This window comes from Caballeronia sp. BR00000012568055 (genome assembly GCF_029439455.1).
Lineage (GTDB): Bacteria > Pseudomonadota > Gammaproteobacteria > Burkholderiales > Burkholderiaceae > Caballeronia.
Genome location: NZ_JAQFVG010000358.1, coordinates 169,121 through 193,200, shown reverse-complemented (window position 1 = coordinate 193,200; position 24,080 = coordinate 169,121). Strand labels below are relative to the sequence as shown.

21 protein-coding genes and 1 pseudogene are annotated in these 24,080 nt (G+C 61.3%); 10 read left to right on the top strand and 12 right to left on the bottom strand.

Annotation, left to right across the window (positions count from 1 at the left end):
• Window positions 1–38 precede the first annotated feature (38 nt).
• The 4 genes from P7F28_RS32730 to P7F28_RS32715 all read right to left on the bottom strand — a co-directional run bounded on the left by P7F28_RS32730 (window position 39) and on the right by P7F28_RS32715 (window position 3,885).
• On the bottom strand, window positions 39–1,775 hold the full coding sequence (locus P7F28_RS32730) for a ShlB/FhaC/HecB family hemolysin secretion/activation protein (protein ID WP_277189434.1): 1,737 nt from the start codon (window positions 1,773–1,775) through the stop codon (window positions 39–41).
• 153 nt (window positions 1,776–1,928) lie between these two features.
• Window positions 1,929–2,546, bottom strand: coding sequence for a LysE/ArgO family amino acid transporter (locus P7F28_RS32725; RefSeq protein WP_277189433.1), 618 nt, complete (start codon window positions 2,544–2,546; stop codon window positions 1,929–1,931).
• On the bottom strand, window positions 2,543–3,187 hold the full coding sequence (gene maiA / locus P7F28_RS32720; RefSeq protein WP_277189432.1) for a maleylacetoacetate isomerase: 645 nt from the start codon (window positions 3,185–3,187) through the stop codon (window positions 2,543–2,545). Before maiA ends, P7F28_RS32725 begins: the two co-directional genes overlap by 4 nt.
• Window positions 3,187–3,885, bottom strand: a complete 699-nt coding sequence (locus tag P7F28_RS32715; RefSeq protein ID WP_277189431.1) for a fumarylacetoacetate hydrolase family protein — start codon at window positions 3,883–3,885, stop codon at window positions 3,187–3,189. Before P7F28_RS32715 ends, maiA begins: the two co-directional genes overlap by 1 nt.
• A gap of 276 nt (window positions 3,886–4,161) precedes the next feature.
• Here P7F28_RS32715 and ybiB point away from each other — a divergent pair, with 276 nt between their 5' ends.
• Window positions 4,162–5,151, top strand: a complete 990-nt coding sequence (gene ybiB, locus P7F28_RS32710; RefSeq protein ID WP_277189430.1) for a DNA-binding protein YbiB — start codon at window positions 4,162–4,164, stop codon at window positions 5,149–5,151.
• A gap of 412 nt (window positions 5,152–5,563) precedes the next feature.
• Window positions 5,564–7,216 carry a 2-isopropylmalate synthase gene (gene leuA, locus P7F28_RS32705; RefSeq protein WP_277189429.1) on the top strand — a complete coding sequence of 551 codons (1,653 nt, stop codon included), beginning with the start codon at window positions 5,564–5,566 and terminating at the stop codon, window positions 7,214–7,216.
• A gap of 28 nt (window positions 7,217–7,244) precedes the next feature.
• Here the strand turns inward: leuA and P7F28_RS32700 are convergent, their stop codons facing one another.
• Window positions 7,245–7,631: a nuclear transport factor 2 family protein gene (locus P7F28_RS32700; protein ID WP_277189428.1), complete on the bottom strand. Its 387-nt coding sequence runs from the start codon at window positions 7,629–7,631 to the stop codon at window positions 7,245–7,247.
• A 45-nt stretch (window positions 7,632–7,676) separates the two neighbouring features.
• A complete protein-coding gene (locus P7F28_RS32695) occupies window positions 7,677–8,243 on the bottom strand; it encodes an acyloxyacyl hydrolase (protein ID WP_277189427.1) in 567 nt (188 codons plus the stop codon).
• A 354-nt stretch (window positions 8,244–8,597) separates the two neighbouring features.
• Between P7F28_RS32695 and rpoH the strand changes: the two genes are divergently transcribed.
• The 6 genes from rpoH to P7F28_RS32665 all read left to right on the top strand — a co-directional run bounded on the left by rpoH (window position 8,598) and on the right by P7F28_RS32665 (window position 14,233).
• The gene (gene rpoH / locus P7F28_RS32690) at window positions 8,598–9,530 is read left to right on the top strand and encodes an RNA polymerase sigma factor RpoH (protein ID WP_277189530.1); all 933 of its coding nucleotides are present in this window, start codon (window positions 8,598–8,600) and stop codon (window positions 9,528–9,530) included.
• Window positions 9,531–9,731: 201 nt separating this feature from the next.
• Window positions 9,732–10,568: an AraC family transcriptional regulator gene (locus P7F28_RS32685; RefSeq protein ID WP_277189426.1), complete on the top strand. Its 837-nt coding sequence runs from the start codon at window positions 9,732–9,734 to the stop codon at window positions 10,566–10,568.
• A 385-nt stretch (window positions 10,569–10,953) separates the two neighbouring features.
• Window positions 10,954–12,432 (top strand): radical SAM/SPASM domain-containing protein, encoded by a 1,479-nt coding sequence (locus P7F28_RS32680; protein ID WP_277189425.1) that lies wholly within the window; start codon window positions 10,954–10,956, stop codon window positions 12,430–12,432.
• Between the two features lie 21 nt (window positions 12,433–12,453).
• Window positions 12,454–13,206 (top strand): 2OG-Fe dioxygenase family protein, encoded by a 753-nt coding sequence (locus tag P7F28_RS32675; protein WP_277189424.1) that lies wholly within the window; start codon window positions 12,454–12,456, stop codon window positions 13,204–13,206.
• Window positions 13,203–13,919, top strand: a complete 717-nt coding sequence (locus P7F28_RS32670; RefSeq protein ID WP_277189423.1) for an AzlC family ABC transporter permease — start codon at window positions 13,203–13,205, stop codon at window positions 13,917–13,919. Before P7F28_RS32675 ends, P7F28_RS32670 begins: the two co-directional genes overlap by 4 nt.
• Window positions 13,916–14,233: a hypothetical protein gene (locus P7F28_RS32665; protein WP_277189422.1), complete on the top strand. Its 318-nt coding sequence runs from the start codon at window positions 13,916–13,918 to the stop codon at window positions 14,231–14,233. The genes P7F28_RS32670 and P7F28_RS32665 overlap by 4 nt, the downstream gene beginning before the upstream one ends.
• Before the next feature lie 88 nt (window positions 14,234–14,321).
• On the opposite strand, the gene nagE is transcribed toward P7F28_RS32665, so the two are convergent.
• The 5 genes from nagE to P7F28_RS32640 all read right to left on the bottom strand — a co-directional run bounded on the left by nagE (window position 14,322) and on the right by P7F28_RS32640 (window position 21,792).
• Entirely contained in the window at window positions 14,322–16,112 is a 1,791-nt protein-coding gene (nagE, locus tag P7F28_RS32660; RefSeq protein ID WP_277189421.1) for an N-acetylglucosamine-specific PTS transporter subunit IIBC, read from the bottom strand.
• Between the two features lie 50 nt (window positions 16,113–16,162).
• Window positions 16,163–18,751, bottom strand: a complete 2,589-nt coding sequence (ptsP, locus tag P7F28_RS32655) for a phosphoenolpyruvate--protein phosphotransferase (protein WP_277189420.1) — start codon at window positions 18,749–18,751, stop codon at window positions 16,163–16,165.
• A gap of 11 nt (window positions 18,752–18,762) precedes the next feature.
• Complete coding sequence (locus tag P7F28_RS32650; protein WP_277189528.1) at window positions 18,763–19,770, bottom strand: SIS domain-containing protein; 1,008 nt, start codon at window positions 19,768–19,770, stop codon at window positions 18,763–18,765.
• A complete protein-coding gene (nagA, locus tag P7F28_RS32645) occupies window positions 19,763–20,866 on the bottom strand; it encodes an N-acetylglucosamine-6-phosphate deacetylase (protein ID WP_277189419.1) in 1,104 nt (367 codons plus the stop codon). The genes P7F28_RS32650 and nagA overlap by 8 nt, the downstream gene beginning before the upstream one ends.
• 191 nt (window positions 20,867–21,057) lie before the next feature.
• Complete coding sequence (locus P7F28_RS32640; protein WP_277189418.1) at window positions 21,058–21,792, bottom strand: GntR family transcriptional regulator; 735 nt, start codon at window positions 21,790–21,792, stop codon at window positions 21,058–21,060.
• Window positions 21,793–22,117: 325 nt separating this feature from the next.
• On the opposite strand from P7F28_RS32640, the pseudogene P7F28_RS32635 reads away from it, so the two are divergent.
• Window positions 22,118–22,363 (top strand): annotated as a pseudogene (locus tag P7F28_RS32635) (MarR family transcriptional regulator); the annotation flags it as partial.
• Between the two features lie 84 nt (window positions 22,364–22,447).
• Window positions 22,448–23,053, top strand: coding sequence for a GNAT family N-acetyltransferase (locus P7F28_RS32630; protein ID WP_277189527.1), 606 nt, complete (start codon window positions 22,448–22,450; stop codon window positions 23,051–23,053).
• 78 nt (window positions 23,054–23,131) lie between these two features.
• Here P7F28_RS32630 and P7F28_RS32625 read toward each other — a convergent pair whose 3' ends face one another.
• A complete protein-coding gene (locus P7F28_RS32625) occupies window positions 23,132–23,941 on the bottom strand; it encodes a MetQ/NlpA family ABC transporter substrate-binding protein (protein WP_277189417.1) in 810 nt (269 codons plus the stop codon).
• Window positions 23,942–24,080: the final 139 nt, after the last annotated feature.

Sequence of the window (24,080 nt, the reverse complement as noted above, 5' to 3'; positions counted from 1 at the left end):
GCTGCGGCTTGTGGCCGCAATTGAGAAAGTGGGGCCGCTCAGATGCGTATGCTCATCTGCACGAGCACAGTCGGCGACTTATTCGGATACGCCTTGGGCTTGTAAAGCGGCCAACCCAGCGATACGTCGAAATCGACGCCACCGACGAACCGGTTCGCCGGAGCCAAAGTGCCTCTGACACCGACCACTGCCCCCACCAGCGTGTCACCCGCCAGAAACGGCGCCGTCGGCCCACGCACGCGTCCAACGTCGGCGCCGACGTACACGGACTGCGTGCCGATGCGCGTAGGCGCGTACCAGTCGAGTTCGTTGGATACGGCCCAGCCGCTTTCGGCGGACAGCGTCGATTGCTGGTCGAAGCCGCGCACCGAATAACGTGTGCCGATCGTGAAGTAATCCTGAGCATTGACAGGCGTACGCGCGTTCTGGGCCGCCCATCCGAATCGATAAGAAAACGGCTGTTTGCCGATCCGAAATGGCGCGAGCACGCTCAGATTCGCCGTTTCGATTTGCTCGCGGCCGCTGAAGCCGGGTCCGACCGCATATCCCGGATTCCTCGACAGCCCCGGCAGCGTTTCCCGCCAGCCAAGCGACGCGTTGATCTGCGCGCGCCCGACATAGCGCCGGTGCGATGCGCCGAGTTCGTAGCCGTAGACATCGCGGTTCTGGATGTCGGTAGGCTGAGCGTTGATCGCGTTCGCGGCCATCGAGCGAAACGCGCGTACGCGCAGTTCCGTGCGTGAATGCGCGTTGCGCTGCACGACCGCGGACAACTTCGCGCCGAAGTTCTTTTGGTCGCCGGTGTATTGCACCGGGCCGACACTCGCGCGCACGGTTTGCTCATAACTTGCGCGGCTCGCGTCGAGGCTCAACATGCCGTAACCAAACGGCACGCTATAGCCGGCCGCCACCTGATCCGTGCCGTGTCCGGACGCGCCGCGATCGGCATTGGTCAGGCCGAAAAGCTGAAGCTGGTCGTAAAGATGAAACGGCGAATCGACGACGAGCGCGGCGAAAACTTCGTTCTTGCCCGTCGCCTTTTGGCCGGCGTTGTCGTAACCAACCACGCCTTGCCAGCGCTTGCCCGTGTCCGGCGTCAGCACGATGTCGGAATCACCCGCTTCGCTGCCGGGCATGATGGCGAACCGCGCACCGGACTGCGACGACAAGCGGCGGATATTCTCGAGCGCCTGATCCACATCGCGTTGATTGAGCAGCGCGCCTTGGTGACTGGGTAGCGCCGCGCCGAGCGTGCCGATGCCATCGCCTTCGGTGCGGATATCGGCAACTTTCCCCGGCGCGATATTCAGCGTCAACACGCCCGACGCAAGCGATTGCTCCGGCAGCGTCACGCGCGAGGTGATGTAGCCACGATCGATCAGCTCATTGCCCAACTCGCGCAAAACGAGCTTCAAACCTTGCGTGCCAATGCACTGGCCTGCGGCCTTTTGCGCTTTCGCATCGAGCCAGTCGAAGGGCGAATCGACAAGCCTGACTTCGCTGATCGGAAAGCACGGCGATTCCGCGGGCAAATGCCCGATATCGAAGGTTTGTTTGAGATCGCCGCCGGGCGTCAGCGTATTGGCGAGTTCGCCGGAATTTGTTTCGGCATCCAAACGTTGCTGTTGCAGTTGCTGCGTTTGGGACGCGCGCGCCAGATCGTTGATGGCTGGCGCTTCGGAGGCGATGGGCGCCGCGGCCTGTGCGTTGAGTGTGAGGCCGAAAAGCGCCAGCGAAGTGGCAGTCGCAGTCAGCGATGGAGTTCGATGAGACACGGGAAAGCCAATGATTAGCAACCCGAAATCTTAGATATGAACGACTGAAATGATAATGAAACTAATCCGAATTAAATCGTAATTATGATGTTAATTGTTGCAGTCGGTCGCTAATCGGTGATTTGCCAGTGAAGGCAAATCTATTCGTTATTTTTATCGCGCGAAGACTAACGACGCCGCAATCCACCACATCACGCAGCCGACGATCACATCGAGCACGCGCCACGACACGTCTTTCTCGAACCACGGTTCGAGCAGGCGCGCGCCGTAGCCAAGCGCCGTGAACCACACGATCGACGAGCACATCGCGCCGGCGGCGAACCACGCGTTGCCCGGATACGCATGCCGCGCGCCGATGCCGCCGAGCAGCACCACGGTATCGAGATAAACGTGCGGATTGAGCAGCGACAACGCGATCACCGTAGTCGCTGCGCTCATCGCGGTTTGCGATTCCTGCGCCGCCGCGTTCAGATGCCCCGGCCCGCGCCACGCCGCCAGAAACGCGCGCAAGCCGTAGAGAAACACGAAGGCCGCGCCGGCCCAGCGAATCACATCGAGCAAAACGGGCGCGCGTTGAATCAACGCGCCCATTCCGCCGATACCCAAGCCGATCAGCAGCACATCGATCAACGCGCAAATCGACACGACGATACCGACGTGCCTGCGCTTCAGCCCTTGCCGCAACACGAACGCGTTCTGCGCCCCGATCGCGACGATCAGACTCGCGCCCAGCCCCGCGCCCGAAAATAACGCCGCCCAATCGCCCGTCATTCGGCGTCCGGCTGCTGCGCGGGCGCGGCTTTGGCGAAGGCATCGAGTTGATTGGCGGCCTCGGCGATACGCGCAATCGTCGGATAAGGCGTCAGGTCGATATTGAAGCGCTGCGCATTGAACACCTGCGGCACGATGCACAAGTCCGCGATGGTCGGCGTATCGCCAAAAGTCAGCGAGCCGACGCGCTTGTCGCGCGCCAGGCGCTTTTCCAGCGCAGCGAAGCCCGAATCGATCCAATGCCTGTACCAGGCGTCCTTCACGTCATCGGCCACTTTCAGTTCGTGCTTCAGATACTTCAGCACGCGCAGATTGTCGACCGGATGAATCTCGCACGCGACCTGCAACGCCACCGAACGCACGAACGCGCGATCGATCGGATCGCGCGGCAACAGCGCCGGCTCGGGATGCGTCTCTTCCAGATACTCGATGATCGCAAGCGACTGCGTGAGCACGTCGTCACCATCGACGAGCGTCGGCACGATGCCGTCCGCATTCAGTTCGCGATACTCCGGCTTCAACTGCTGCCCGCCATCGCGCAACAGATGCACGGGCGCGTACTCGTAGTCGAGTCCCTTCAGATTCAGCGCAATCCGCACGCGATACGCCGCCGAGCTTCGAAAATAGCTATAGAGCTTCATCAGACCACGCGCACGGTAAATTCGCCGATACCTTCGACGCCGCCCTTCATCACATCGCCCTGCACGACTGCGCCGACGCCTTCCGGCGTGCCGGTGAAAATGAGATCGCCGGGGAAGAGTTCGAACAGCGTGGACAGATAAGCGATCGTCTCGCCGACCGACCAGATCAGTTGCGAGATATCAGAGCGCTGCTTTTCTTCACCGTTGACCGTCAGCCAGATCGCGCTTTTTTCCAGATGGCCGACTTTCGACACCGGATGAATCGGGCCGATGGGCGCGGAATGATCGAAGCCCTTCGCCGTATCCCACGGACGGCCGAGCTTTTTCGCATCGGCTTGCAGATCGCGGCGCGTCATGTCGAGGCCGAGCGCGTAGCCGTACACGTAGTCGAGCGCTGTATCGGCGGAAATGTTTTTGCCCTGCTTGCCGATGGCCGCGACCAGTTCCATCTCGTAGTGCAGGTTTTTCGTGAGCGTGGGATACGGAAACTCGCCCGTTGCGCCCGGCGCGACGTAAAGCACGGCATCGGCGGGTTTGCTGAAGAAGAACGGCGGCTCGCGGTCGGGATCGTGGCCCATTTCGCGCGCGTGCGCTTCGTAATTTCGTCCGACGCAATAAATGCGGCGCACCGGAAACTGTTGATCCGAACCATCGACGGGCACCGTTGCAGCCGGCGCCGGAGAAAACACGTAACTCATCCCGCTCTCCTGGTTTTTGATATGCAGCACGATCGAGGAGTGTAACGCGCACGCGGAAATCGTGACGGCGCTTGTCCGGCGCGGCTTTCAGGAGCTTTCGACTCGCCTTCGGCAACGTCATGAAATCGCCATGAGCGAGTCGTATCGATTGGAACGCAATCGGAACGCACCTTGTCAGCGCCTGCTAAATGCGATACTGAATATCTTCCTGCACACCAACTTCGCGACGGCATCGCTCAGACCACGAATTGAGCGCCCGATCCGCCCACGCAACCAATGACCGATACCGACTCCGCTTTCGCCTGCGCACGCTACATCAAGGAAATCGGCCGTGGGCCGAACGGCGCGCGCGCCCTCTCCCGCGACGAAACCTACGCGCTCTACGAAGCCATGCTCGACAACCGCGTCTCCGATCTCGAACTCGGCGCGGTGCTGCTGGCGTATCGCGTGAAGGGTGAAACGTCCGCCGAACTCGCGGCGATGCTTGCCGCCGCGCATCGATCGTTCGAGCCGCTGCATGTGCAGGAAGGACGCGAGCACGCGCGGCCCGTATCGATTCCGAGCTACAACGGCGCGCGTAAACAGCCGAATCTGACGCCGCTGCTCGCGCTGATGCTGGCGCGCGAAGGCGTGCCGGTGCTCGTGCATGGCGTTGTCGATGATCCCGGCCGCGTGACCAGTGCGGAAATTTTCGCGGAATTGGGCATTCCGCACGCGGCATCGCACGATGAAATCGAGGATTCGCTGGCGTCGCGCCGGCTCGCGTTCGCGCCGATCGGCGTGCTCGCGCCGAAGCTGGCGCGCTTGCTATCGATTCGCCGCATCATGGGCGTGCGCAATTCGACGCACACGCTGGTCAAGATTCTTCAGCCGTTTGCAGAGCCGGGACTGCGGCTCGTGAACTACACGCATCCGGAGTATCGGGAAAGTCTGACGGGCCTGTTCACCGAACATCCCGATACCGCGATCGGCGGCGCATTGCTCGCGCGCGGCACGGAAGGCGAAGCGGTTGCGGACACGCGTCGCACGGTGCAGGTCGATTGGTTCCACGACGGCCACGCCGAAACGCTGATCGCGCCGGAGCACTCACAGCCGCACGCGCCGCACGTCGAGATGCCCGAATCGCTCGATGCGGCGACCACCGCGCGCTGGATCGAAAGCGTGATGCGCGGCGATGTGCCGGTGCCGCCCGCCGTCACGCGCCAGGTCGATGTGATTGCGCAAGTCGTCCGCAAACCGCTCGAAGCCCAGAAAAATCCGATTTGACAGATTCTTCTGCATCGGTTTAAAGTCGCAACATGCGCTTCACCCAATTCTCCTCCCTCCGAATTATTTCGGGCCGCCTAGCGCGGCCTCTATCGCTACGTCTAGCGTAAGTCGCCAGATGTAGCGCCGTGCGTCGCAAGGCGTCCGGTCCTCCAGCAGTCTCCCGCAGTACCTCCTTACCACTTGTAGTCGTCAGCTTTTCGTTCGCGCATCCCGCGATACGGAAACGCGAGGGTCAAATGCACGCTGCTTCGCGCACGTTCACCTTGGTCGCAGGCGTTACCCACGTCGGGACGCATCGTGATCGTGCGCGCGGCAAAGCAACATGTGCATTCAGCCGATGCCGGCCAGCCGCCGGCTGCGGAATCTCTCGCAGGCGCTACGCAAACCGTCCGAAGAGAGATCGACGATCATGATGCCGAACCCCGCCGAGAAATACCGCCCGTTTCCGCAAGTCCGTCTGAATGGCCGCCGCTGGCCAAATCGCACGATCGAAAAGGCTCCTATCTGGATGAGCACCGATCTGCGCGACGGCAACCAGTCGCTGATCGAGCCGATGGGCATCGAAGCGAAACTCGAATTCTTCGAGATGCTGGTGGGAATCGGATTCAAGGAAATCGAGGTGGGGTTTCCGTCGGCATCGCAGACCGACTTCGACTTCGTGCGCAAGTTGATCGACGAAAAGCGCATTCCCGACGATGTCACCATCGAAGTGCTGGTGCAGTCGCGGCGCGATTTGATCGAACGCACGTTCGAGGCCGTCGAAGGCGCGAGCAAGGTAATCGTGCATCTCTACAATGCGATCGCGCCGTCGTTCCGCAAGATCGTGTTCAATCAGTCGAAGGACGAGGTGAAGGCGCTCGCCGTGGAAGGCACGCGCATGATCAAGGAATGCGCGATGTCGCGGCCGGATACGCACTGGACGTATCAGTATTCGCCCGAGACTTTCAGCATGACCGAACTCTCGTTCGCGCGCGAAGTCTGCGACGCGGTCGCGCAAATGTGGCGTCCGACGCAGGATCACAAGATGATCGTCAATCTCCCGGCGACCGTCGAAGCCGCGATGCCCAACGTGTTCGCCGATCAGATCGAATGGATGGATCGGAATATGGGTTATCGCGATTCGATCGTGTTGTCGGTGCATCCGCATAACGATCGCGGCACGGCGGTGGCGGCGGCGGAAATGGCGCTGCTCGCGGGCGCGGACCGGATCGAAGGATGTTTGTTCGGCAACGGCGAGCGCACCGGCAACGTCGATCTCGTCACGCTGGCGATGAATCTCTATACGCAAGGTATCGATCCGGGACTCGATTTCTCGGATATCGATGCGGTGCGCCGCGTCGTCGAGCGTTGCAATCAGATTCCGGTGCATCCGCGCCATCCGTACGCGGGCGATCTCGTCTTCACCGCGTTCTCCGGCTCGCATCAGGACGCAATCCGCAAGGGCTTTGCGCAGCGCGTGCCCGGCACGGTCTGGGAAATGCCCTATTTGCCGATCGATCCAGCCGATCTCGGCCGCAGCTACGACGCCGTGATCCGCGTGAACAGCCAGTCCGGCAAGGGCGGCGCGACGTTCCTGCTCGAACGCGGTCTCGGCTTCGCGCCGCCGCGACGCGTGCAGATCGAGTTCAGCCACGCGGTTCAGAAGCTCGCGGATTCTTCAGGTGAGGAAATCAGCGGCGAAGCGGTTTGCGCGCTCTTCAAACGCGAATATTTCGATGCAGGCGGCGCGGTCTCGCGCGTCGATGCATCGACGGTTTCGGTGTTTGGGCGGCGCGTTTCCGTGGTCTCGGCGTTGAGCGCGGCGAGCGGCGAGGAATGCGCGAACGCGGTGGCTTCGGCGCTGGAAGTGGGCGCGAGCGTCGTGTCGTTCGAAACCGTGTTGACGTCGAAGGGCGAGACGGCGGCCTTCGTCGGCTGCCGCGTCGGCGATCAGCCGATGCGCTTCGGCGTCGCGGTGCACGCGAATCCCGCGGTCGCGGTGGTGGATGCGGTCGTGAGCGCGGTGAATCGATCGAAGGGAATCGTGGAAAGCGTGCCTCAGGACGAGGCGGTCGAGGCGTAACGCCCGACGCGTGGCGGAAACGTGGCGCTTATTCGAGCGCCACGCGCGTCGCCTGAAGCGCGAGCAATTGCCACTGCCCCGCGTCGGCCTGAACATGCACGGCGGTATAGGCGATCGGAAACAGCAGCGCGCCATTCTTCGATTCCATCTCGATCAGCGCGCGCCCCGACACGATGCACGTATCCTTGCCCGCAGGAACCACGTCCTGCGACTGAATCTCGATCTGCCGATAACGACGCCGGCCCGCGGTGATCGCATCGATAAACTGACGCTTGGTCTCGCGCTTGCCGTTGGTGTGGACATAACTGACGTTTTCGGCGAGCAGCGTATCGAGCGCTGCGCCGTCGCCTTCCACCATCGCTCGGAAGCGGTCTCGTTCGAGGCCGCGTATCGCCTCAATGGTTGTTGCCGGCATCGATCAACTCCACGTAGGTCGCGGAACCGATTCCCCGGCGCCGCGTCAGAAGTTGTATTGCAGATAAACCTGCGAGAAATTTATACCAGGATTCGGCTCTTTGATACTCGCGTTCGACAGATGCTGGAAGCGGAAGCCCGCCTGATAGTTCTGTTTGTCGCCGAAGATCGCGCCGACGCCGACCATATCGGCGAACTGGAACGCGGTGGAAATGGAGAAGTCGTCCGTGATCCGCGTATGCGACAGCAACCGGACGCCCACGCCCGCTTCGATGAACGGCCGGAACCAGCCGCCGCTTTTGACGAAGCGCAGCACCGGCGTCACGCCGACTTCCCATATGTTCGGATGAACCGAGTTGCTCTCGCTCGTATGCCAGTAACCGACGTGGCCTTCACCAAGCAGCGTGAAGTGAAATCCGCCGATTTCCCACCACGTAAGGTCCGGGTCCCACACGACGCCGACGTCCGCCTTCTTGAAATCGTGATTCGCGACACCGCCGGCAACCTGCAATCCCCAGCGATCAGCGTGTGCCGCAGCGGACGCCAGTCCGAGTGTCAGGGCAATCGCGCCCTGGGCAAGTTTGTTGCGCCAGAGACCTTTATTTTTCTGCATGAGCACCCCAGATATGGGTTGACGTTTCGCTTGCCGAATCAAACCCGGCGATTGTAGTGCGGGTTTCACATATTTGCACAAAGCCCTGCATGTCGTTCATTTATTTGAATAATTCAGGTCTGCGCCGCACAAATGCGGTAACGGATTCGACTGTTAATTAGAGAGCGGCAAAAACGACCGCTTAATTCGTCGAAACCGTCTCTATGACTCCCGCAAAGTCGATAGCTTTGTGGGAACTCTCACATTCCCTTCCCCTCTAACACTTAGCACTCGCTGAATGGGAGTGCTAATATCGTGACTGGCTCGCTGGCGTTGTTAAGCGGCGGGCGAATTGTTGATAAGGAGCTTATGAGCGTGACCAATGCGATGACCCTTCCGAATGTGTTGAGCTCGGCACCTGCCAAGGCTTCGGCAGGCGCGCTGACGTACGCACAGTCGTCGATGCTGACCGGACAGATCGGCAACATCGATTCCTACATACAAGCAGTGAACCGTATTCCTATGCTGTCGCAGGCAGAGGAACGTCAGTACGCCACCGAGTTCCGCCAAAACGGCAACCTCGACGCCGCACGGCAACTGGTGCTGTCGCACTTGCGCCTGGTCGTGTCGATCGCCCGTAACTATCTAGGCTACGGGCTGCCGCACGCGGACCTGATTCAGGAAGGCAATATCGGCCTGATGAAAGCCGTGAAGCGCTTCGACCCGGAGCAAAACGTGCGCCTGGTGTCGTATGCCATGCACTGGATCAAGGCCGAGATTCACGAGTACATCCTGCGCAACTGGCGCATGGTGAAAGTCGCGACCACGAAGGCGCAGCGCAAGCTGTTCTTCAACCTGCGCAGCCACAAGACCGGCACGGCATCGTTTACGCCTGAGGAAATCGAAGGCCTGGCGAGCGAGCTGAATGTGAAGCGCGAGGAAGTCGCGGAGATGGAAACGCGTCTGTCGGGCGGCGATATCGCGCTCGAAGGACAAGTCGAAGACGGCGAAGAAGCGTTCGCGCCGATCGCCTATCTGGCGGATTCGCATAGCGAGCCGACCAACGTGATCGCGGCGCGTCAGTTCGACAAGCTGCAAAGCGACGGTCTGTCGTCGGCGCTGGAATCGCTGGATCCGCGCAGCCGTCGCATTGTCGAAGCGCGCTGGCTGGATGTGCAGGACGATGGATCGGGCGGCATGACGCTGCACGAACTGGCCGATGAATTCGGTGTATCGGCGGAGCGTATTCGTCAGATCGAGGCAAGCGCGATGAAGAAGATGCGCACTGCGCTGGCTGAATTTGCTTGATAAGTTTGCTCGACGTGTAGCTGAGTCGAATCTCTGAAAGTTAAAAACCCACTGCCGCTTGGCAGTGGGTTTTTTTATGCTTTTCGCTTGTGCGTCTGCTTTGGATCGACGCATCGGTAATCGTTTTATTTTTTTACCGATGCATCTTTCACCCGGCTATAGCATCTTCAGGAGAGGAATGCCAAGGGTCAGGGAAACATCGTGGAGAATCAGAATGAATGCATCACCGCGCCGGCTCGGGACTGGATTCGCCGCTCGGGCGACGAGCCGGGACTAGAGCGCCTCGAAGCGTTCTTCACCGGTCGGGGTTATGAGCCGCACCGGCACGACTCGTATGCAATCGGCATAACATTGTCGGGCGTCCAGTCGTTCAACTATCGGCGCGAAACCCGCCACAGCTTGCCCGGCCACACGATGGTGATTCATCCGGACGAACTTCACGATGGTGAAGCCGGCACGTCAGAAGGATTTTTGTATCGGATCGCTTATATCGAGCCGCGCCTGCTGCAGCAGGCGCTGGGGCATGCCCCTTTGCCTTTCGTCGATGGCGGCATCTGCGCCGATCCGCGTCTGCACGCCACCGTGCACGCATTATTGTCCGACATCGCGCTGCCGCGCAGCGAACTCGAACGCGACGACCAGCTGGTGAATCTGGCGATCGCGCTGCAGACCGTGTCCGGTCAGGATCAACGACGCCATCGCGGCGACTTTCGCGCGGCTCAACTGGCACGCGAATACATCGACGACAACCTGAGCCGCATCGTCACGCTCGACGATCTCGCGCATATCAGCGGACGTGATCGCTGGAGTCTCTCGCGTGACTTCCGGTCGTTCTTCGGCACCAGTCCGTATCGCTATCTGACGTTGCGCCGCCTCGATCTGGTGAAGCGATCGATCCTGGCCGGCGGATCGCTTGCACGAAGTTCCCTGGCAGCCGGATTCGCCGATCAGAGCCACATGACTCGTCAGTTCGCCAAGGCGTTCGGCATCTCGCCGGCCCGATGGCTGAAGATGCTCGGACGAATCGACGCAGTCTGAATCTGCCTTCGCGCCATGCCATTTCGATTCGCACAATCGTTCAAGACGGATCGAAACACCGAAACGTAATCTCGTGGGGCATCGGAACATCGATGCGTCGTTTAACTACGGAAAGGTAACCACGATGAACACGAAGGTAGTCAGTAGCACGATGAGTGGCACAGTGGGTGGAACTGTTGGCGGCACAGTCGGCGGCACGGTGGGCGGTACCGTCGGAGGAACAGTTGGTGGCACGGTGGGTGGAACCGTTGGCGGCACGCTATCCGGCGCTCAACGCAGCGTTCTCAAAACGCGCCTGACGAAGTAAAAGCAAGCGGGCGGCCGCCCCTCGCCCGGCGTCGCCCGCACATTCGCTTTTTCACTACGCGTGCGGAGTCCACATCCAATGCAGTACAAACGATACGTCCTGTCCGCTGACGCCATCGAAGTTCCGGCGAACAAGCACACGGCCGTCTACCACCGCGAGCGAGGCGGCCTGTGCTTGCTCGACGATCCAGCGCGTCGCGTGCTGCACGGGTTTCGCGAAGGCCGCACCATTCCTGTGACATGGCTTGAAAGTGAGGCCGCGGATCGGGAAATCGAGCTGATCCAGCAGCTGGCGGCGCGCGGCCTTCTCGTTTCCAACGAAGCGCCGATTCAGCCGGCCGTGAGCGGAAACAAGATCAACGTCATTCAGCTCATCCTCGCCAACGCCTGCAACTTCGGCTGTACTTACTGTTTCGAAGGCATCCAGGGAAAGGAGATGTCCGTCGAAGCGGAGGTGACCAAAATCGATCTGAGCCGGCTGCACGCACCAGATGAAATCAAGATCGACCTCCATGATTCGATGTACGCGTCGAAGGAGCGCTTCGAACACCAGTACGATCCGGCCAATCGCCACATGAAGCCGCAGGACGCCGTGCGCTACGTCGAAAATGCCCTCGCTATCTCGCGCGCGTCGGACGTGAACAGCGTGATGATCCAATTCTTTGGCGGCGAGCCGTTGCTGAACTGGAAAGCCATCCAGGCCGTTCTGGAGCGATTCGGCAACGGGGAACGCGACCGCATGCAGATTGCCTGGTCAACCGTGACCAATGGCTCGCTGATAACCGAAGAGATCGCAGAAGCATTTGCGCGGTATGAGGTCGCGGTATGCGTGAGTTTCGACTCGCCGACCAGCCCGAGCCGACCGCTCAAACACGGCGGCGACAGTACGCCACTGGTGATGGAAGGCCTGCGCCGCCTGCAGGCGAAGGGCTGTCGCGTGGCGATCAATGCAGCGCTCACATCATCGACCTGGAACGAGTTCGATGAATCTATCGTCGATCTCGCTGTGGACGTCGGCGCGGGCGAAATCGGCGTGGTCGTCGATTTCGATCCCGGTTTCTACGCACGTTTCGGCGGACAGCAAATCGTCGAACGGCTATGGCGGGTCGTCGAATACGGAAGGTATCGGGGAGTCGTTCTGACCGGATACTGGCACCAGATTTTCCAACTCCTGACTGGCCACGACGCCGTGCCGGAACGCGGCTTCAAGAATTGTTCGGCAAAGGGCGCGCAACTGAGTATCGAGCCGAACGGCTCGGTCTTCGCGTGCAAGGCGGGATCGACTTTACTGGGTTCGATCAGCCAAGGAACGGCCTTGCTCGATGCGCAACCGTACCAGGCTCATGCAAGCCTGCGTCACGAAAACCCCGCGCCCTGCCGGGGATGCGAAATCGAGGGCTTCTGTGCCGGCCTGTGTCTGGGTCCGCTGGAAAAGAAATACGCGGCAATCGATGCAGTCGAGACATCCGCCTGCGATTTTTATCGCGGCATCACGCGCAAACATATTGAGTCGCTGAGGCCGTTCGAGGTGGCGACCTTCGATCTGCAGACGCACTGACACACACTGAGAACTGATCCGATGAATCCCCTCTCCTACGAGCGCGCCACCATTACGCAACCCGGCCACTTCAAGTCACACGGCTACGCGATCATCAATACGCCGCCCCTGTCCGGCGGCGTTGCGGCGTCGTTCGACAACATGCCGCGTGATACGCACAGTCCGGGTCGCTTCCGTCAGATTCGTCTTTCGCAATACTTCGGCTATCACGAGGAAGGACAGTGGATATTCGCACTGCTGCCAAAGCGCAAGTACATTCAGTCAGCGGCCTATATCCGGCTCGCGGAAGCGGGCGGCGTCATGCGCCATCGCGAGCAGCTCGAATGCGATCCGTCGCCGGTGATCTCGGCGGTCCTCGAAGCACTCGGTGTCGATCAGACCGTGCACTATCAGATCAACGTCAATCAGATACGCGTGATCGCGAACGGCGAGTTCAAAGGCGTGACGGTCCCCGAAGGCCCGCATCGGGACGGGCATGAATTCAGCGTCATCGTCGTGGCTAAAAGGCACAACGTCACGGGCGGGGAAACGCAGGTGATCGACCCTGCATCGCGTGACATCGTGTATCGACAGGTTCTGGGAGAGAACCAGGCCGTCCTGATCGATGACGAGCGATACATTCACTACGCGACCGACGTGAAGCCGGCACACGGCACGACGGGCTACCGGGATATCTGGGTCATCGAAATCAACAGATGGGACAAGCGCGCTTACGGTCCTGCTCATGAGCGCCTTGCGAGCGAGACGAAACTGCCCGCCGAGCTCGCGCTATGACGGAGAGCGCCTATTCCGGCAGCGGCTTGCAGAATCGAGTCTGGGTGGCGTTCGTCCGCGCTTTTCCTACCGCGATGACGCTCGTGCCGGTAGCAATGCTATGCGGCGTGCTCGCCGCCCAGTCCGGCTGGAGTGTGGAAGAGGTTCTGCTGTTCAGCACGCTCGGTTTCTCCGGAAGCGGCCAGTTCGCACTCATACCGCTGTCAGGTCAAGGTCTGGGCGTATTGACCATGTTGTTCATGGCGGTATCGATCAACAGCCGCTATATCCCGATTGCGTTCGCCACCGCATCACGCCTGCCGGCCTCGCGCACGGCCCGCGCAATGGCAGCACACATGCTCGGCGACGAAGCCTACGCGGTGGAAAGCGAGCGAGACTCGGTCGCATCCGTGGTCACGATCCGCGCGACCATCTACTCGGTCTGGATTCTTTCCAATGTCGCCGGCGTGCTTGCGCTCGGACTGATGCCGCCCGGTCTGATTGGCAAAGGCATCAATCTAGGCTTTCCGGCGAGTGTCGTGCTGCTCGTGCTATCGCTTGGTCAGCTCAAGGTGCGCGTGCCGCGCATTGGTGCGGCCAACTCACGGCGTATTGCCGAGACCGCGCTGTGCGTCATCGTTGCGATGGCGCTGTTCGGAATGCTCGGCAAGGTGTGGTTCTGGCTGCCCAGCATCGCTTTTTCGACGTGGCGTATGTGGAGGGCCGGCGCATGATTGAATCGTCACACGCGCTGGCCATTCTCGCGCTGTTTCTGACGAGCCTCACCGTGCGCGTGCTCCCCGCGCTGGTGCCGCTTCGTCTGTCGCAAACAAGCCGTGGACTGCTGGAACGCGTGCTGCCGCTCGCGGTATTCATCAACTTCACGGTCTACATTGTCTGGACCGAAATTCAGGCAGCGCCTGTGGCTGCGATAGCGGCCATTATCGTGACCGCAATTGCAACACTATCGACACGTCTGGGGCTGGTGCTTATTACGCTCGCTTCCACCGCGGTCTATGTCGTGATACAGCTCGCGATTCATTCCTGACAGCGCTTCGGCGTGAATGGACAAGGCATCGCACAAAAAATAATCGGCGCACGAGGCGCCGATTATTCTTCATAAGCTCAACGCTGCATCAAGCCGGCATCGGCGATGCGCCGCCGCCGTTGTTCGGCAGACGCGTCGCCATTGTCGCGGCGTAACGCGGTGCGGCCGCGCCGACAACAATGTGGAACGTATCCGCCGATACCCACGCCACATCCAGCGAAGACAGGCGCTGACGATCCACCGAAGCCGGATCGCGCACGACGACGCGCAGACGCGTCGCCGCGACGGCATCGAGCGAAACGACGTTGGTTGCGCCGCCGAATACCGCGAGCCAGCGCAGCGGGTCCGGATCGAGCGGGCCAGCGGACTGATCCGCCGAAGCCGCCGCCGAAGCAACCGGAACAGCCGGACCCGACGAAGCCGGCGTCGCGCCACGCGTCGACGAATGCTCCAGTTCACCGCGAATTTCATCGGCGATCAAATCCGCTTCCGGTCCGATGATCACCTGCACGCTCGTCGCGCCGCGCTTCAACACGCCACGCGCGCCGATGCTCTTCAACTGCGCTTCCGATACCTTCGCCGTGTCCGCCACCGACAAACGCAGACGCGTCGTACAAGCATCCACCAGCGTCAGGTTCGATGCGCCGCCCAAAGCCGCGATATAACGCGAAGCACGCGAGTTGGCAGCCGAAGCTGCGCCCGGCAGCGGCGGAATCAGACCTCCATCGACGGTTGCGGTTGCATCAGTTTCGGCGTCGGTCGTTGCGGGTTCGCGGCCCGGCGTCGCCATGTTGGACTTGCGGATAAAGAAGCGGAACAGCCCGTAATACACGATGCCATACACCAGTCCCAGCGGAATCGCCATCCAGCCGCGCTGCGACAGGCCGTAGTTCAGCACATAGTCGATCGCGCCCGCCGAGAACGTGAAGCCCAGATGAATGCCGAGCGCCGAACAGATCGCCAGCGACAGACCCGTGAGCACCGCGTGGATCGCGTAGAGCAGCGGAGCCAGGAACATGAAGCTGTATTCGATCGGCTCGGTCACGCCCGTCAGGAACGCGGTCAGCGCCATCGAGAACAGCAGACCGCCGACGACCGCGCGGCGCTCTTTCGGCGCTTCGTGGAACATCGCCAGACACGCGGCCGGGAGGCCGAACATCATGATCGGGAAGAAACCGGTCATGAAGCCGCCAGCGGTTTTATCGCCCGCGAAGAAACGGTGCAGATCGCCGTGCACGACCGCGCCACCATCGGGCGGCGTGAACGAGCCGAACACGAACCACGCCAGCGAATTGATGATGTGGTGCAGACCCGTGACCAGCAGAATGCGGTTCAGCACGCCGAACACGAAGGTGCCGATTGCGCCTGCGGTCGTCAGCCAGTTACCGGCTGCGTCGATGGCGGACTGCACCGGCTGCCAGATATAGCCGAACACAATGCCGAGCACCAGACACGCCAACCCCGTGACAATCGGCACGAAACGTTTCCCGCCGAAGAACGCGAGGTACTCGGGCAGTTTGATGTCCTTGTACCGGTTGTACAGATAGCCCGCCACCATACCGGCGACGATGCCCGACAACACGCCCATATTGAGCTTGTCGTTGATGTCCTTCATCACGGCCACTTCGATGAGATAGCCGATCGCACCGGCCAGACCCGCCGTGCCGTTGTTGTCCTTCGCAAACCCGACCGCCACGCCAATGGCGAACAACAGCGGCAGATTCGTGAAGATTGCATCGCCTGCGTCGGCGATCATCTTGATGTTGAAGACATCGGGCTGGCCGAGACGCAATAGCAGGCCGGCCACCGGTAGTACGGCGATCGGCAGCATCAGCGCGCGGCCTAGTCGCTGCATCTTTGCAAACGGGTTAGCGTCCATCGGGTTCTCCAAAAATATAAGTCTTGTTGTTGCTGCTTCGGGGACTGCGTTTAATCCTGCGGCCAGATTTCGCGGCTTGCCGCTCTTACTGCCTGCGCCGATTCGAGCGCGAGGCAATCCTCGGCGCGCTGGCGGCACAGTTGGTAATCGAGATTGCGCACACGCGCCTTGATGCCCGGCACGGATACCGGATCGACCGACAACTCGGTCACGCCGAGGCCGACCAGCAGCGGTGCCGCGACCGGATCGCCGCCGAGCGCGCCGCACACGCCGACCCACTTGCCGTGCTTTTCCGCGCCCTGCACTGCCGCCTTGATGAGACGCAGCACGGCCGGATGCAGACCATCGGATTGCGCGGCGAGATCGGGCTGGCAACGGTCCATCGCCAGCGTGTATTGCGTCAGATCGTTGGTGCCGATCGAGAGGAAATCCGCGTGTTTCGCGAGTTGATCCGCGAGCAACGCCGCCGACGGCACTTCGATCATCACGCCGACTTCGATCGGTTCCGTGCGGCCCGCTTCACGCGCCAGTTCGTCGATACGCGTGCGCAGCCGTTGCAGCTCGCCCGAGTCGGTGACCATCGGCAGAAGAATGCGCACCGCGCCGAGCGGCTTCACGGCCAGCAGACCGCGCAACTGATCGTCGAGCAGATCGGGACGCACTTGCGCGAGGCGAATACCGCGCAAACCGAGCGCCGGATTTTCTTCGGGCGGCAGCGTCAGATAATCGACTTCCTTGTCCGCGCCGACGTCGAGCGTGCGGATGATCGCGGTGCGTCCTTGCAGCGCATCGACGATGCCTTGATAGCTCTCCGAATGTTCAGCAACCGTCGGCGCTTGTTTGCGGTGGATAAACAGCAGTTCCGTGCGCAGCAAACCGACCGCATCCGCGCCGTTTTCGACGGCGGCTTTCGCGTCGTCGAGCGTAGCGATATTCGCGGCGACTTCGATATGACGGCCATCTTTGGTCGATGCCGCTTCCTGCGACATCTTGCGATTCGCTTCACGCACGCCGATCAGTCGATCGCGTTCGCTGCGCGCGCGTTCGACATCGAGCGCGGTCGGCGCATGTTCCAGCCGTCCCGCCGATGCGTTCACCACGACTTGCGTGCCATCGGGAATAGCATGCAGCGCGTCGCCGATCGCGACCATCGCCGGAATGCCGATCTGACGCGCGATGATCGCCGCGTGCGACGTCGCGCCGCCGCGTGACATGACGAGCGCCGTCACGCGCGAGCGATCCAGCGAAGACAAATCGGACGGCGTGAATTCGACGGCGGCCAGCACCGCTTCCTGCGGCAACTCGCGCGCGGTCGCGCTCTTCAAACCGAGCGCACGCAACACACGCTTTTCGATATCGCGCAGATCGGCGGCGCGTTCGGCGAGCAGTTCATCGTTGACGTTATTCAGCAGCGCGATTTGCGCGCCGATCGCTTCGCGCCACGCGAAGCCCGCGCTCTTGCCGAGGCTGATCAGATCGCGCGCGGCATCGACGAGCGTCGGGTCTTCGAGCAACACGCGATGCACCGCGAAAATTCCCGCTTCGCCCACCGCGCCGCGTTGCGATGCGGTGCGCACGGTTTCTTCGAGTTCAGCATCGACCTGAGCGATGGCTTTATCGAGCGCACGGCTTTCCGCCGCGGACGAACCCGTGGCCTGTTCAGGCGGCACGATCGGCTGATCGTCCCAACGCACCAGCGAACCCACCGCGATACCCGGCGCAGCGCACACGCCCGCGAGCGTGTTCGGCGGCAACGGTTCGCCCGACGGGCGCGGCACCGCAACCGGCGCAGGCGATTTGGCACGCGCCGGCGACTCTTCCACTTCGCCATGCGCCGCACGCAGCAATTCATTCGCGACCGCTTCGACCGCTTGCTGCGCCTGTGCGCCGATCCCCACCAATTCGATCGTCGCGCCGTCACCCGCGCCGAGGCCGAGCAGACCGACCACGCTTTCCACCGGCGCTTTCTTGCCTTCGTAACGCACTTCGACCTTGGCGTCGAAACCGCGCGCCGCTTCACGCGCCCGCGCTGCCGGGCGCGCATGCAGACCACCCGCATGCGCCAGCGTCAACGTGCGACGTGCTTCATCCAACACCACCGCGCCTGAACGCGCGCTTTCGGCTTTCTCGCCCGTTTTCGCGCGCAGCACCAGCAAGCGCTCGCCTGCTTTCAATACACCGCGCCCCGCGCGATCGAGCACATCGAACGCATCGCCGTTTGCGACGGCGATGACGGATACGAGACTCGGCGCATGACGCGCGACGAAGTCGGCATCGAACTCGATCAGCGGCTGACCGGCGCGCACGGTCGCGCCTTGTTCGACCATCGGCGCGAAGCCTTTGCCGCCCAACTCGACCGTATCGATACCGATATGCACGAGAATTTCCGCGCCCTGCGGCGAGCGCAGCGTGACGGCGTGATGCGTCCGCGCCAGATGCGTGACGACGCCATCGCACGGCGACACCAGCACGTTGTCCAGCGGATCGATACCGATGCCGTCGCCGAACATGCCTTCGGCGAACACGGGGTCCGGCACGTCCTTGAGCGGCACGACCGGACCGGTGAACGGCGAGAGCAGCACGACGTCGTTGGGGTTATCGGTGGAATGGTTCAACAGGGACTCCTCGGCACGGCGCATCGTCGTCTCGCTCAATGGGTTTCGGTGACCTTGTTCAGGTGGCGCGGCGCGTCGGGATTGCGCCCGCGCGCGGCGGCCAGACCTGCGGCCATCACGTAGAAGGAAAGGATCGCGGCGATCGGATCGAGCGCCGGATGATCGGTGGCGACGAGCGGCAGTTCGGCATCCGCGACATCGCCCGGTGCGGCCAGCAGCACGCGTGCGCCGCGTGCGCGCATATCGGCTGCCAGTTGAATCAGACCCGCCTGCTCCGGTCCGCGCGGCGCGAACACCAGCAGCGGATAGTCTTTGTCGATGATTTCCATCGGACCATGACGCACTTCCGCGCTCGAAAACGCTTCGGCCTGAATGCCCGAGGTTTCCTTGAGCTTGAGCGCCGCTTCCTGCGCGATGGCAAGTCCGAGGCCGCGCCCGACCACAATCATGCGATCGACGTCCTTCAACTCATTGACCGCGCGCGTCCAGTCGAGCTTGCCTGCGGCGCGCAGCGAGTCCGACAGCGTCTTCAATGCGTTGAGCAATTCGGCATCGCGCTGAACATGGGCAATCACGATGGCCGAAAGCGACAGCATCGCGATATAACTCTTGGTTGCGGCAACCGAAAGCTCCGGTCCCGCGAGCAGCGGCAGATAGAACTCGCACGCGTTTTCGAGCGGCGAACCGGCGACGTTGACCGCCGCGACCGTGAACGCGCCTGCTTCGCGCAGCGCCTGCATGGTGCCGACGAGATCAGGACTCTTGCCCGATTGCGAGAAGGCAACGGCAAGCTGACCGGAGACGCGCAACGGCGCTTGCTGCAAAGTGGCAACCGACATCGGCAACGACGCCACCGGAATGCCGATGCGGCTCATCGTCAGGCTTGCGAAGTAACTGGCAGCGTGATCCGAACTGCCGCGTGCGACCGTCAGTGCAACGTTTCGTGGCTGCTCGGCGAGCCTGACAGCGAGTGCCTCGATCTGCGAGGTATCGGCGAGTTGGGCCGCGACGACATCGGCGGACTCCAGCGCCTCATTAAGCATATTCGACAATTGATTCTCCTTCGACATACGTTGCCGTCAGCATGTGATCCCGGTCGAGCACGACCATATCGGCCCACGCGCCGCGCGCGATACGGCCGCGGTCTTCGAGCCCGAGATAGTCGGCGGCATAACGCGACAGGCGATTCGATACATCCGCGAGCGGAATGCCCAGCGAAACGAGGTTGCGCAGCGCCTGATCCATGGTCAGGGTGCTGCCGGCGAGCGTGCCGTCCGCGAGACGGACGCCGCCCATACATTTGGTGACGTGCTGGCTGCCGAGCATATAGTTGCCATCCGGCATGCCGGCGGCAGACGTGCTGTCCGTGACGACATAGAGACGCGGAATCGCGCGCATCGCGGCGCGGATGGCGCCCGGATGCACATGCAGCAGATCGGGAATCAGTTCGGCGTACTCCGCATGCGCGAGCGCCGCGCCGACCATGCCGGGATCGCGATGATGCAGCGGCGACATGGCGTTGAACAGATGCGTGAAACCGCGCGCGCCGTGCTTGAGCGCATTGACGGCGTCGTCGTACGTGCCGAGCGAATGGCCGAGTTGCACGCGCACGCCGCGCGATGCCATTTCCGAAATGATGTCGAGATGCCCGGAGATTTCCGGCGCAATGGTCACGACGCGAATGGGCGCGAGTTCGAGATATTTCAGCACTTCGTCGCGCACAGCGACGGCGGCGGCGTCCGGCTGCGCGCCGAGCTTGCCGGGGTTGATATACGGGCCTTCAAGATGCACGCCGAGCACGCGCGCGCCGCCGGACGCACGGCGCTTCGCCTGTTCGCCCAGACCTTTGACGACTTCCATGAGTTCGTCGCGCGGCGCGGTCATGGTGGTGGCAAGCAAACTGGTGGTGCCGTGCTGCGCATGTTGACGCGCGACAGTATCGGAGGCGTCGCCGCCTTCCATGATGTCGCGTCCGCCGCCGCCATGAACGTGCAGATCGATGAAACCGGGCAGGATATACGGCGCGTCGTTCGCGAGCGGATCGGCGATATGGCCTTCGAGGCCAGTCACGCGGCCGTTTTCGAAGCGGACCGTGCCGTGAATCCAGCCGTCCGTAGTGAGTATGTTTCCTTTCAGCATGAAGTTCTCTGGAAGTACGCGATGCGTGATGAGGTTCAGCGCCGTCCGCGCCATGCTGCGAGCAGGCGTGCCGCGCGTCCAAACAGACGCGGCGTGCGAATGGCTTTCTTTGGTCCTCTGGTTCTTGTAGCTGCTCTCGTGATGCTTCTTTCAGTCATGCACGCCGGATAAGTCGATGAACATCCCGGCGTTTATCGATGCAGTTCCGCGACGAAGTCGTAGTAGTCGTCACGGCAATACGTGTCCGTCAGTTCAATGGCGCGCTGATCCGCCGAATAGCCGATGCGCGTAATGACGAGCAACGCGGCGCGCGGTGCAACGCCCATCAGCCTGGCGATTTCCGCGCTCGCGTTGACCGCGCGAAAGTGCTGCAACGCCCGCACCACCGACTGCCCGCGCTCCTCGAGATACCGATAAAGCGATGCCCCGATCGCCAGCGGCTCCGGCACCACGCAAACCGGCAGCGCAGAATGCTCGACCGCCATCACGATGCCGTCCGCGCGGCGCAATCGCTGCAAGCTCGCAACGGAAGCGCCGGGTGCCAGGCCAAAGTGCATAGTTTCGCTCCGACTCGCTGCACGCACGCTGCGCTGAAGCCAGACCGAGTCGGATTTAAAGCCACGCTGTTCAAGCATTTCGGTGCAACCAATCAAGCCAGAGAGTGGATCACTTGCGCGCGGCGTAATAAAACTCCCCGCACCACGCACGCGCCGAATCAATCCCTGCTCGACCAGCCGCGCCAACGCCTTGCGCGCAGTAATACGCGATACACCCACGCCTTCAGACAAGTTTCGTTCCGACGGCAACGCTTCACCCGCTGTCCAGCTACCTGCATGAATTGCGGTGGCCAGGCGTGCTGCGAGTTGCAAATAAAGCGGCGTGCAGTTGCTCTCGTCAGGCATCAAATCCTGCCAGCGATTTTCCATCGAAAAGGCTCTTGAACGTCTGGAACGGAGCCCATTATATAACCAACATAATACCAGTCAAAGCTGAACCAACGCTTCATGACAAATGGCAGTTTTTCAATCAAATCAATTGCTTAAAAGATGTTTAGCAGACCGTATGCAACACTTTAGGCATCAGGACTTACCCCAATCATCGATCCATCGCATCGGAATGGTTCTGCGATAGAACGATTGTTCATTTTTCAGGCATTTAGCGTTAGCACGACCGTTCTTTCTTTGGCACAATGTTTTTGTTAGTTCGGAATCGCAACTAATCAAATCTAATTACAAACATGATGAGAGAGTAATGCAGATGGGCTGTTCAGATCCGATCCGGGCCGTGGAAGCCGTGCGGCGATTCAACAGGTTTTACGCGCGTCATGCCGGCGCGCTTCATGAGCGGCTTCACAAGAGCCATTTTTCCCTGACTGAAGTCCGCATCCTGCACGAGCTGGCGCACGACCGAGCGCATACGGCGGCGGACTTGTCGCGCAATCTCGGGCTGGATACCGGCTATCTGAGCCGGTTGATCACGAACTTCCAGAAACTCGGGCTGGTAATACGCACCAAGAACGAAGCAGACGGCCGCGCCCATCTGCTGATGATGACCGAGGACGCCAGAGCCAAAGTCGATGAAATGGATCTTCATATCTCTACCGAAACGGCCAATTTGCTCGGCCGTCTGTCGCCGGGAGAAGTCGATCAGTTGACCATCGGCATGGCAGATATCGAGCGCATCTTGTCGCCGGCCGGCAGCAGTCTAGGAGATGCACGTCTTCGCAGTCCGCGCTGCGGCGACTTCGGCTGGATGGTCGAGCGTCACGCGCATCTGCAGACGTCCGAGCGGGCAAAGCTCGTCAACGAGGCGCACGCGGCGTCCGTGATCGCACGGTTTCTCGCGGCAATGCAAACGAACACACCGCGCATCGCGTGCTGGGTGGCAGAACAGGAAGGCGAAGCGCGCGTCGGGGCCGCGCTGCTGACAGCCGATTCCGACTCACAGGCGCGCATCGAATTGTTGTTTGTCGAACCGAGTGCGCGCCGTCGGGGTCTCGGCGCGCAACTCGTCGCGGCATGTACGAACTTCGCGCACGGTGCGGGTTATGACAACGTGATCTGTCGCATGAATATGGCGCACGAAGATTTGTGCGGGCTCTTCATGCGAACCGGTTTCACGCCGTCGCAGGACGAATCGACGGGTGTCACGTGGCGGCGCGAGTTGCGCAAGGTCTACGCGGATTGAAGCGCGCCATGCAAAAGGGCGTCCCTGAGGACGCCCTTTTTTGCTACCGCGTTCTATGCGCTCGAAGCGCTTAAGCCATTAAAACGACGGCACGACCGAGCCTTTGAACTCGCTCTTCAGAAACTGGCGCACGTCTTCCGACTGATACGCCGCCACGAGCTTCTTCACCCACGGCTGATCCTTATCCTTGATCCGCACCGCGATCAGGTTCGCGTACGGACTACGCACGTCTTCCAGCGCGATGGCGTCCTTCGTCGGCTGCAGACCGGCTGCGAGCGCGAAATTCGTGTTGATGGCGGCGGCATCGACATCGGCGAGTGTGCGCGGGAGTTGCGCGGCATCGAGTTCGATCAGTTTGATCTTTTTCGGATTTTCGGCTACGTCGAGCGGCGTGGCGTTGTTGCCATTCACGCCCGCGCCAGCCTTCAGTTTGATCACGCCCTGCGCCTGCAACAGCAGCAGCGCGCGGTTCTCATTCGACGGATCGTTCGGCACAGCGATCTTCGCGCCTTGCGGCACATCCTTCAGCGACTTCAGCTTCTTCGAATACACGCCAAGCGGCGAGATATACGTTAGTCCTGCATTGACGATCTTGTAGCCGCGCTGCTTGATCTGACTGTCGAGATACGGCTGATGCTGGAAGCTGTTGGCATCGAGATCGCCTGCGTCGAGCGCGGCGTTCGGCTGCACGTAGTCATTGAATTCGATGACCTTAACATTCAGCCCTTCGCGCTTCGCAACCTTCTGCACGACTTGCCAAATCTGCGCGTCCGGACCGGCGATGGTGCCGACCTTGATAACCTTGTCGTCAGCATGCGCCAAGCCGACTCCAAACGCGGCCGATGCCGCCACTGCGATCACTGCCTTAAGCCAATTTCTGCGCTGCATGGTATTTCCTGTTTCGATGATGCGGATTGCTACGGGATTTGGATATTCGCACAACGTTGGTGCGATCGGAAATACAGAATGCTCATGTGAATATCACGCGCGGCAAGGTGCCGATAAAATCGCTGTACACGGTCAACAT

What these genes read in the sequence shown, in the direction of transcription:
- P7F28_RS32725 (WP_277189433.1), bottom strand. Translation starts at nt 2,546, where the DNA reads ATGACGGGCGATTGGGCGGCGTTATTTTCGGGCGCGGGGCTGGGCGCG.
- maiA (WP_277189432.1), bottom strand. Translation starts at nt 3,187, where the DNA reads ATGAAGCTCTATAGCTATTTTCGAAGCTCGGCGGCGTATCGCGTGCGG.
- P7F28_RS32715 (WP_277189431.1), bottom strand. Translation starts at nt 3,885, where the DNA reads ATGAGTTACGTGTTTTCTCCGGCGCCGGCTGCAACGGTGCCCGTCGAT.
- ybiB (WP_277189430.1), top strand. Translation starts at nt 4,162, where the DNA reads ATGACCGATACCGACTCCGCTTTCGCCTGCGCACGCTACATCAAGGAA.
- leuA (WP_277189429.1), top strand. Translation starts at nt 5,564, where the DNA reads ATGATGCCGAACCCCGCCGAGAAATACCGCCCGTTTCCGCAAGTCCGT.
- P7F28_RS32700 (WP_277189428.1), bottom strand. Translation starts at nt 7,631, where the DNA reads ATGCCGGCAACAACCATTGAGGCGATACGCGGCCTCGAACGAGACCGC.
- P7F28_RS32695 (WP_277189427.1), bottom strand. Translation starts at nt 8,243, where the DNA reads ATGCAGAAAAATAAAGGTCTCTGGCGCAACAAACTTGCCCAGGGCGCG.
- P7F28_RS32680 (WP_277189425.1), top strand. Translation starts at nt 10,954, where the DNA reads ATGCAGTACAAACGATACGTCCTGTCCGCTGACGCCATCGAAGTTCCG.
- P7F28_RS32675 (WP_277189424.1), top strand. Translation starts at nt 12,454, where the DNA reads ATGAATCCCCTCTCCTACGAGCGCGCCACCATTACGCAACCCGGCCAC.
- P7F28_RS32670 (WP_277189423.1), top strand. Translation starts at nt 13,203, where the DNA reads ATGACGGAGAGCGCCTATTCCGGCAGCGGCTTGCAGAATCGAGTCTGG.
- P7F28_RS32665 (WP_277189422.1), top strand. Translation starts at nt 13,916, where the DNA reads ATGATTGAATCGTCACACGCGCTGGCCATTCTCGCGCTGTTTCTGACG.
- nagE (WP_277189421.1), bottom strand. Translation starts at nt 16,112, where the DNA reads ATGGACGCTAACCCGTTTGCAAAGATGCAGCGACTAGGCCGCGCGCTG.
- ptsP (WP_277189420.1), bottom strand. Translation starts at nt 18,751, where the DNA reads ATGCGCCGTGCCGAGGAGTCCCTGTTGAACCATTCCACCGATAACCCC.
- P7F28_RS32650 (WP_277189528.1), bottom strand. Translation starts at nt 19,770, where the DNA reads ATGCTTAATGAGGCGCTGGAGTCCGCCGATGTCGTCGCGGCCCAACTC.
- nagA (WP_277189419.1), bottom strand. Translation starts at nt 20,866, where the DNA reads ATGCTGAAAGGAAACATACTCACTACGGACGGCTGGATTCACGGCACG.
- P7F28_RS32640 (WP_277189418.1), bottom strand. Translation starts at nt 21,792, where the DNA reads ATGGAAAATCGCTGGCAGGATTTGATGCCTGACGAGAGCAACTGCACG.
- P7F28_RS32630 (WP_277189527.1), top strand. Translation starts at nt 22,448, where the DNA reads ATGGATCTTCATATCTCTACCGAAACGGCCAATTTGCTCGGCCGTCTG.
- P7F28_RS32625 (WP_277189417.1), bottom strand. Translation starts at nt 23,941, where the DNA reads ATGCAGCGCAGAAATTGGCTTAAGGCAGTGATCGCAGTGGCGGCATCG.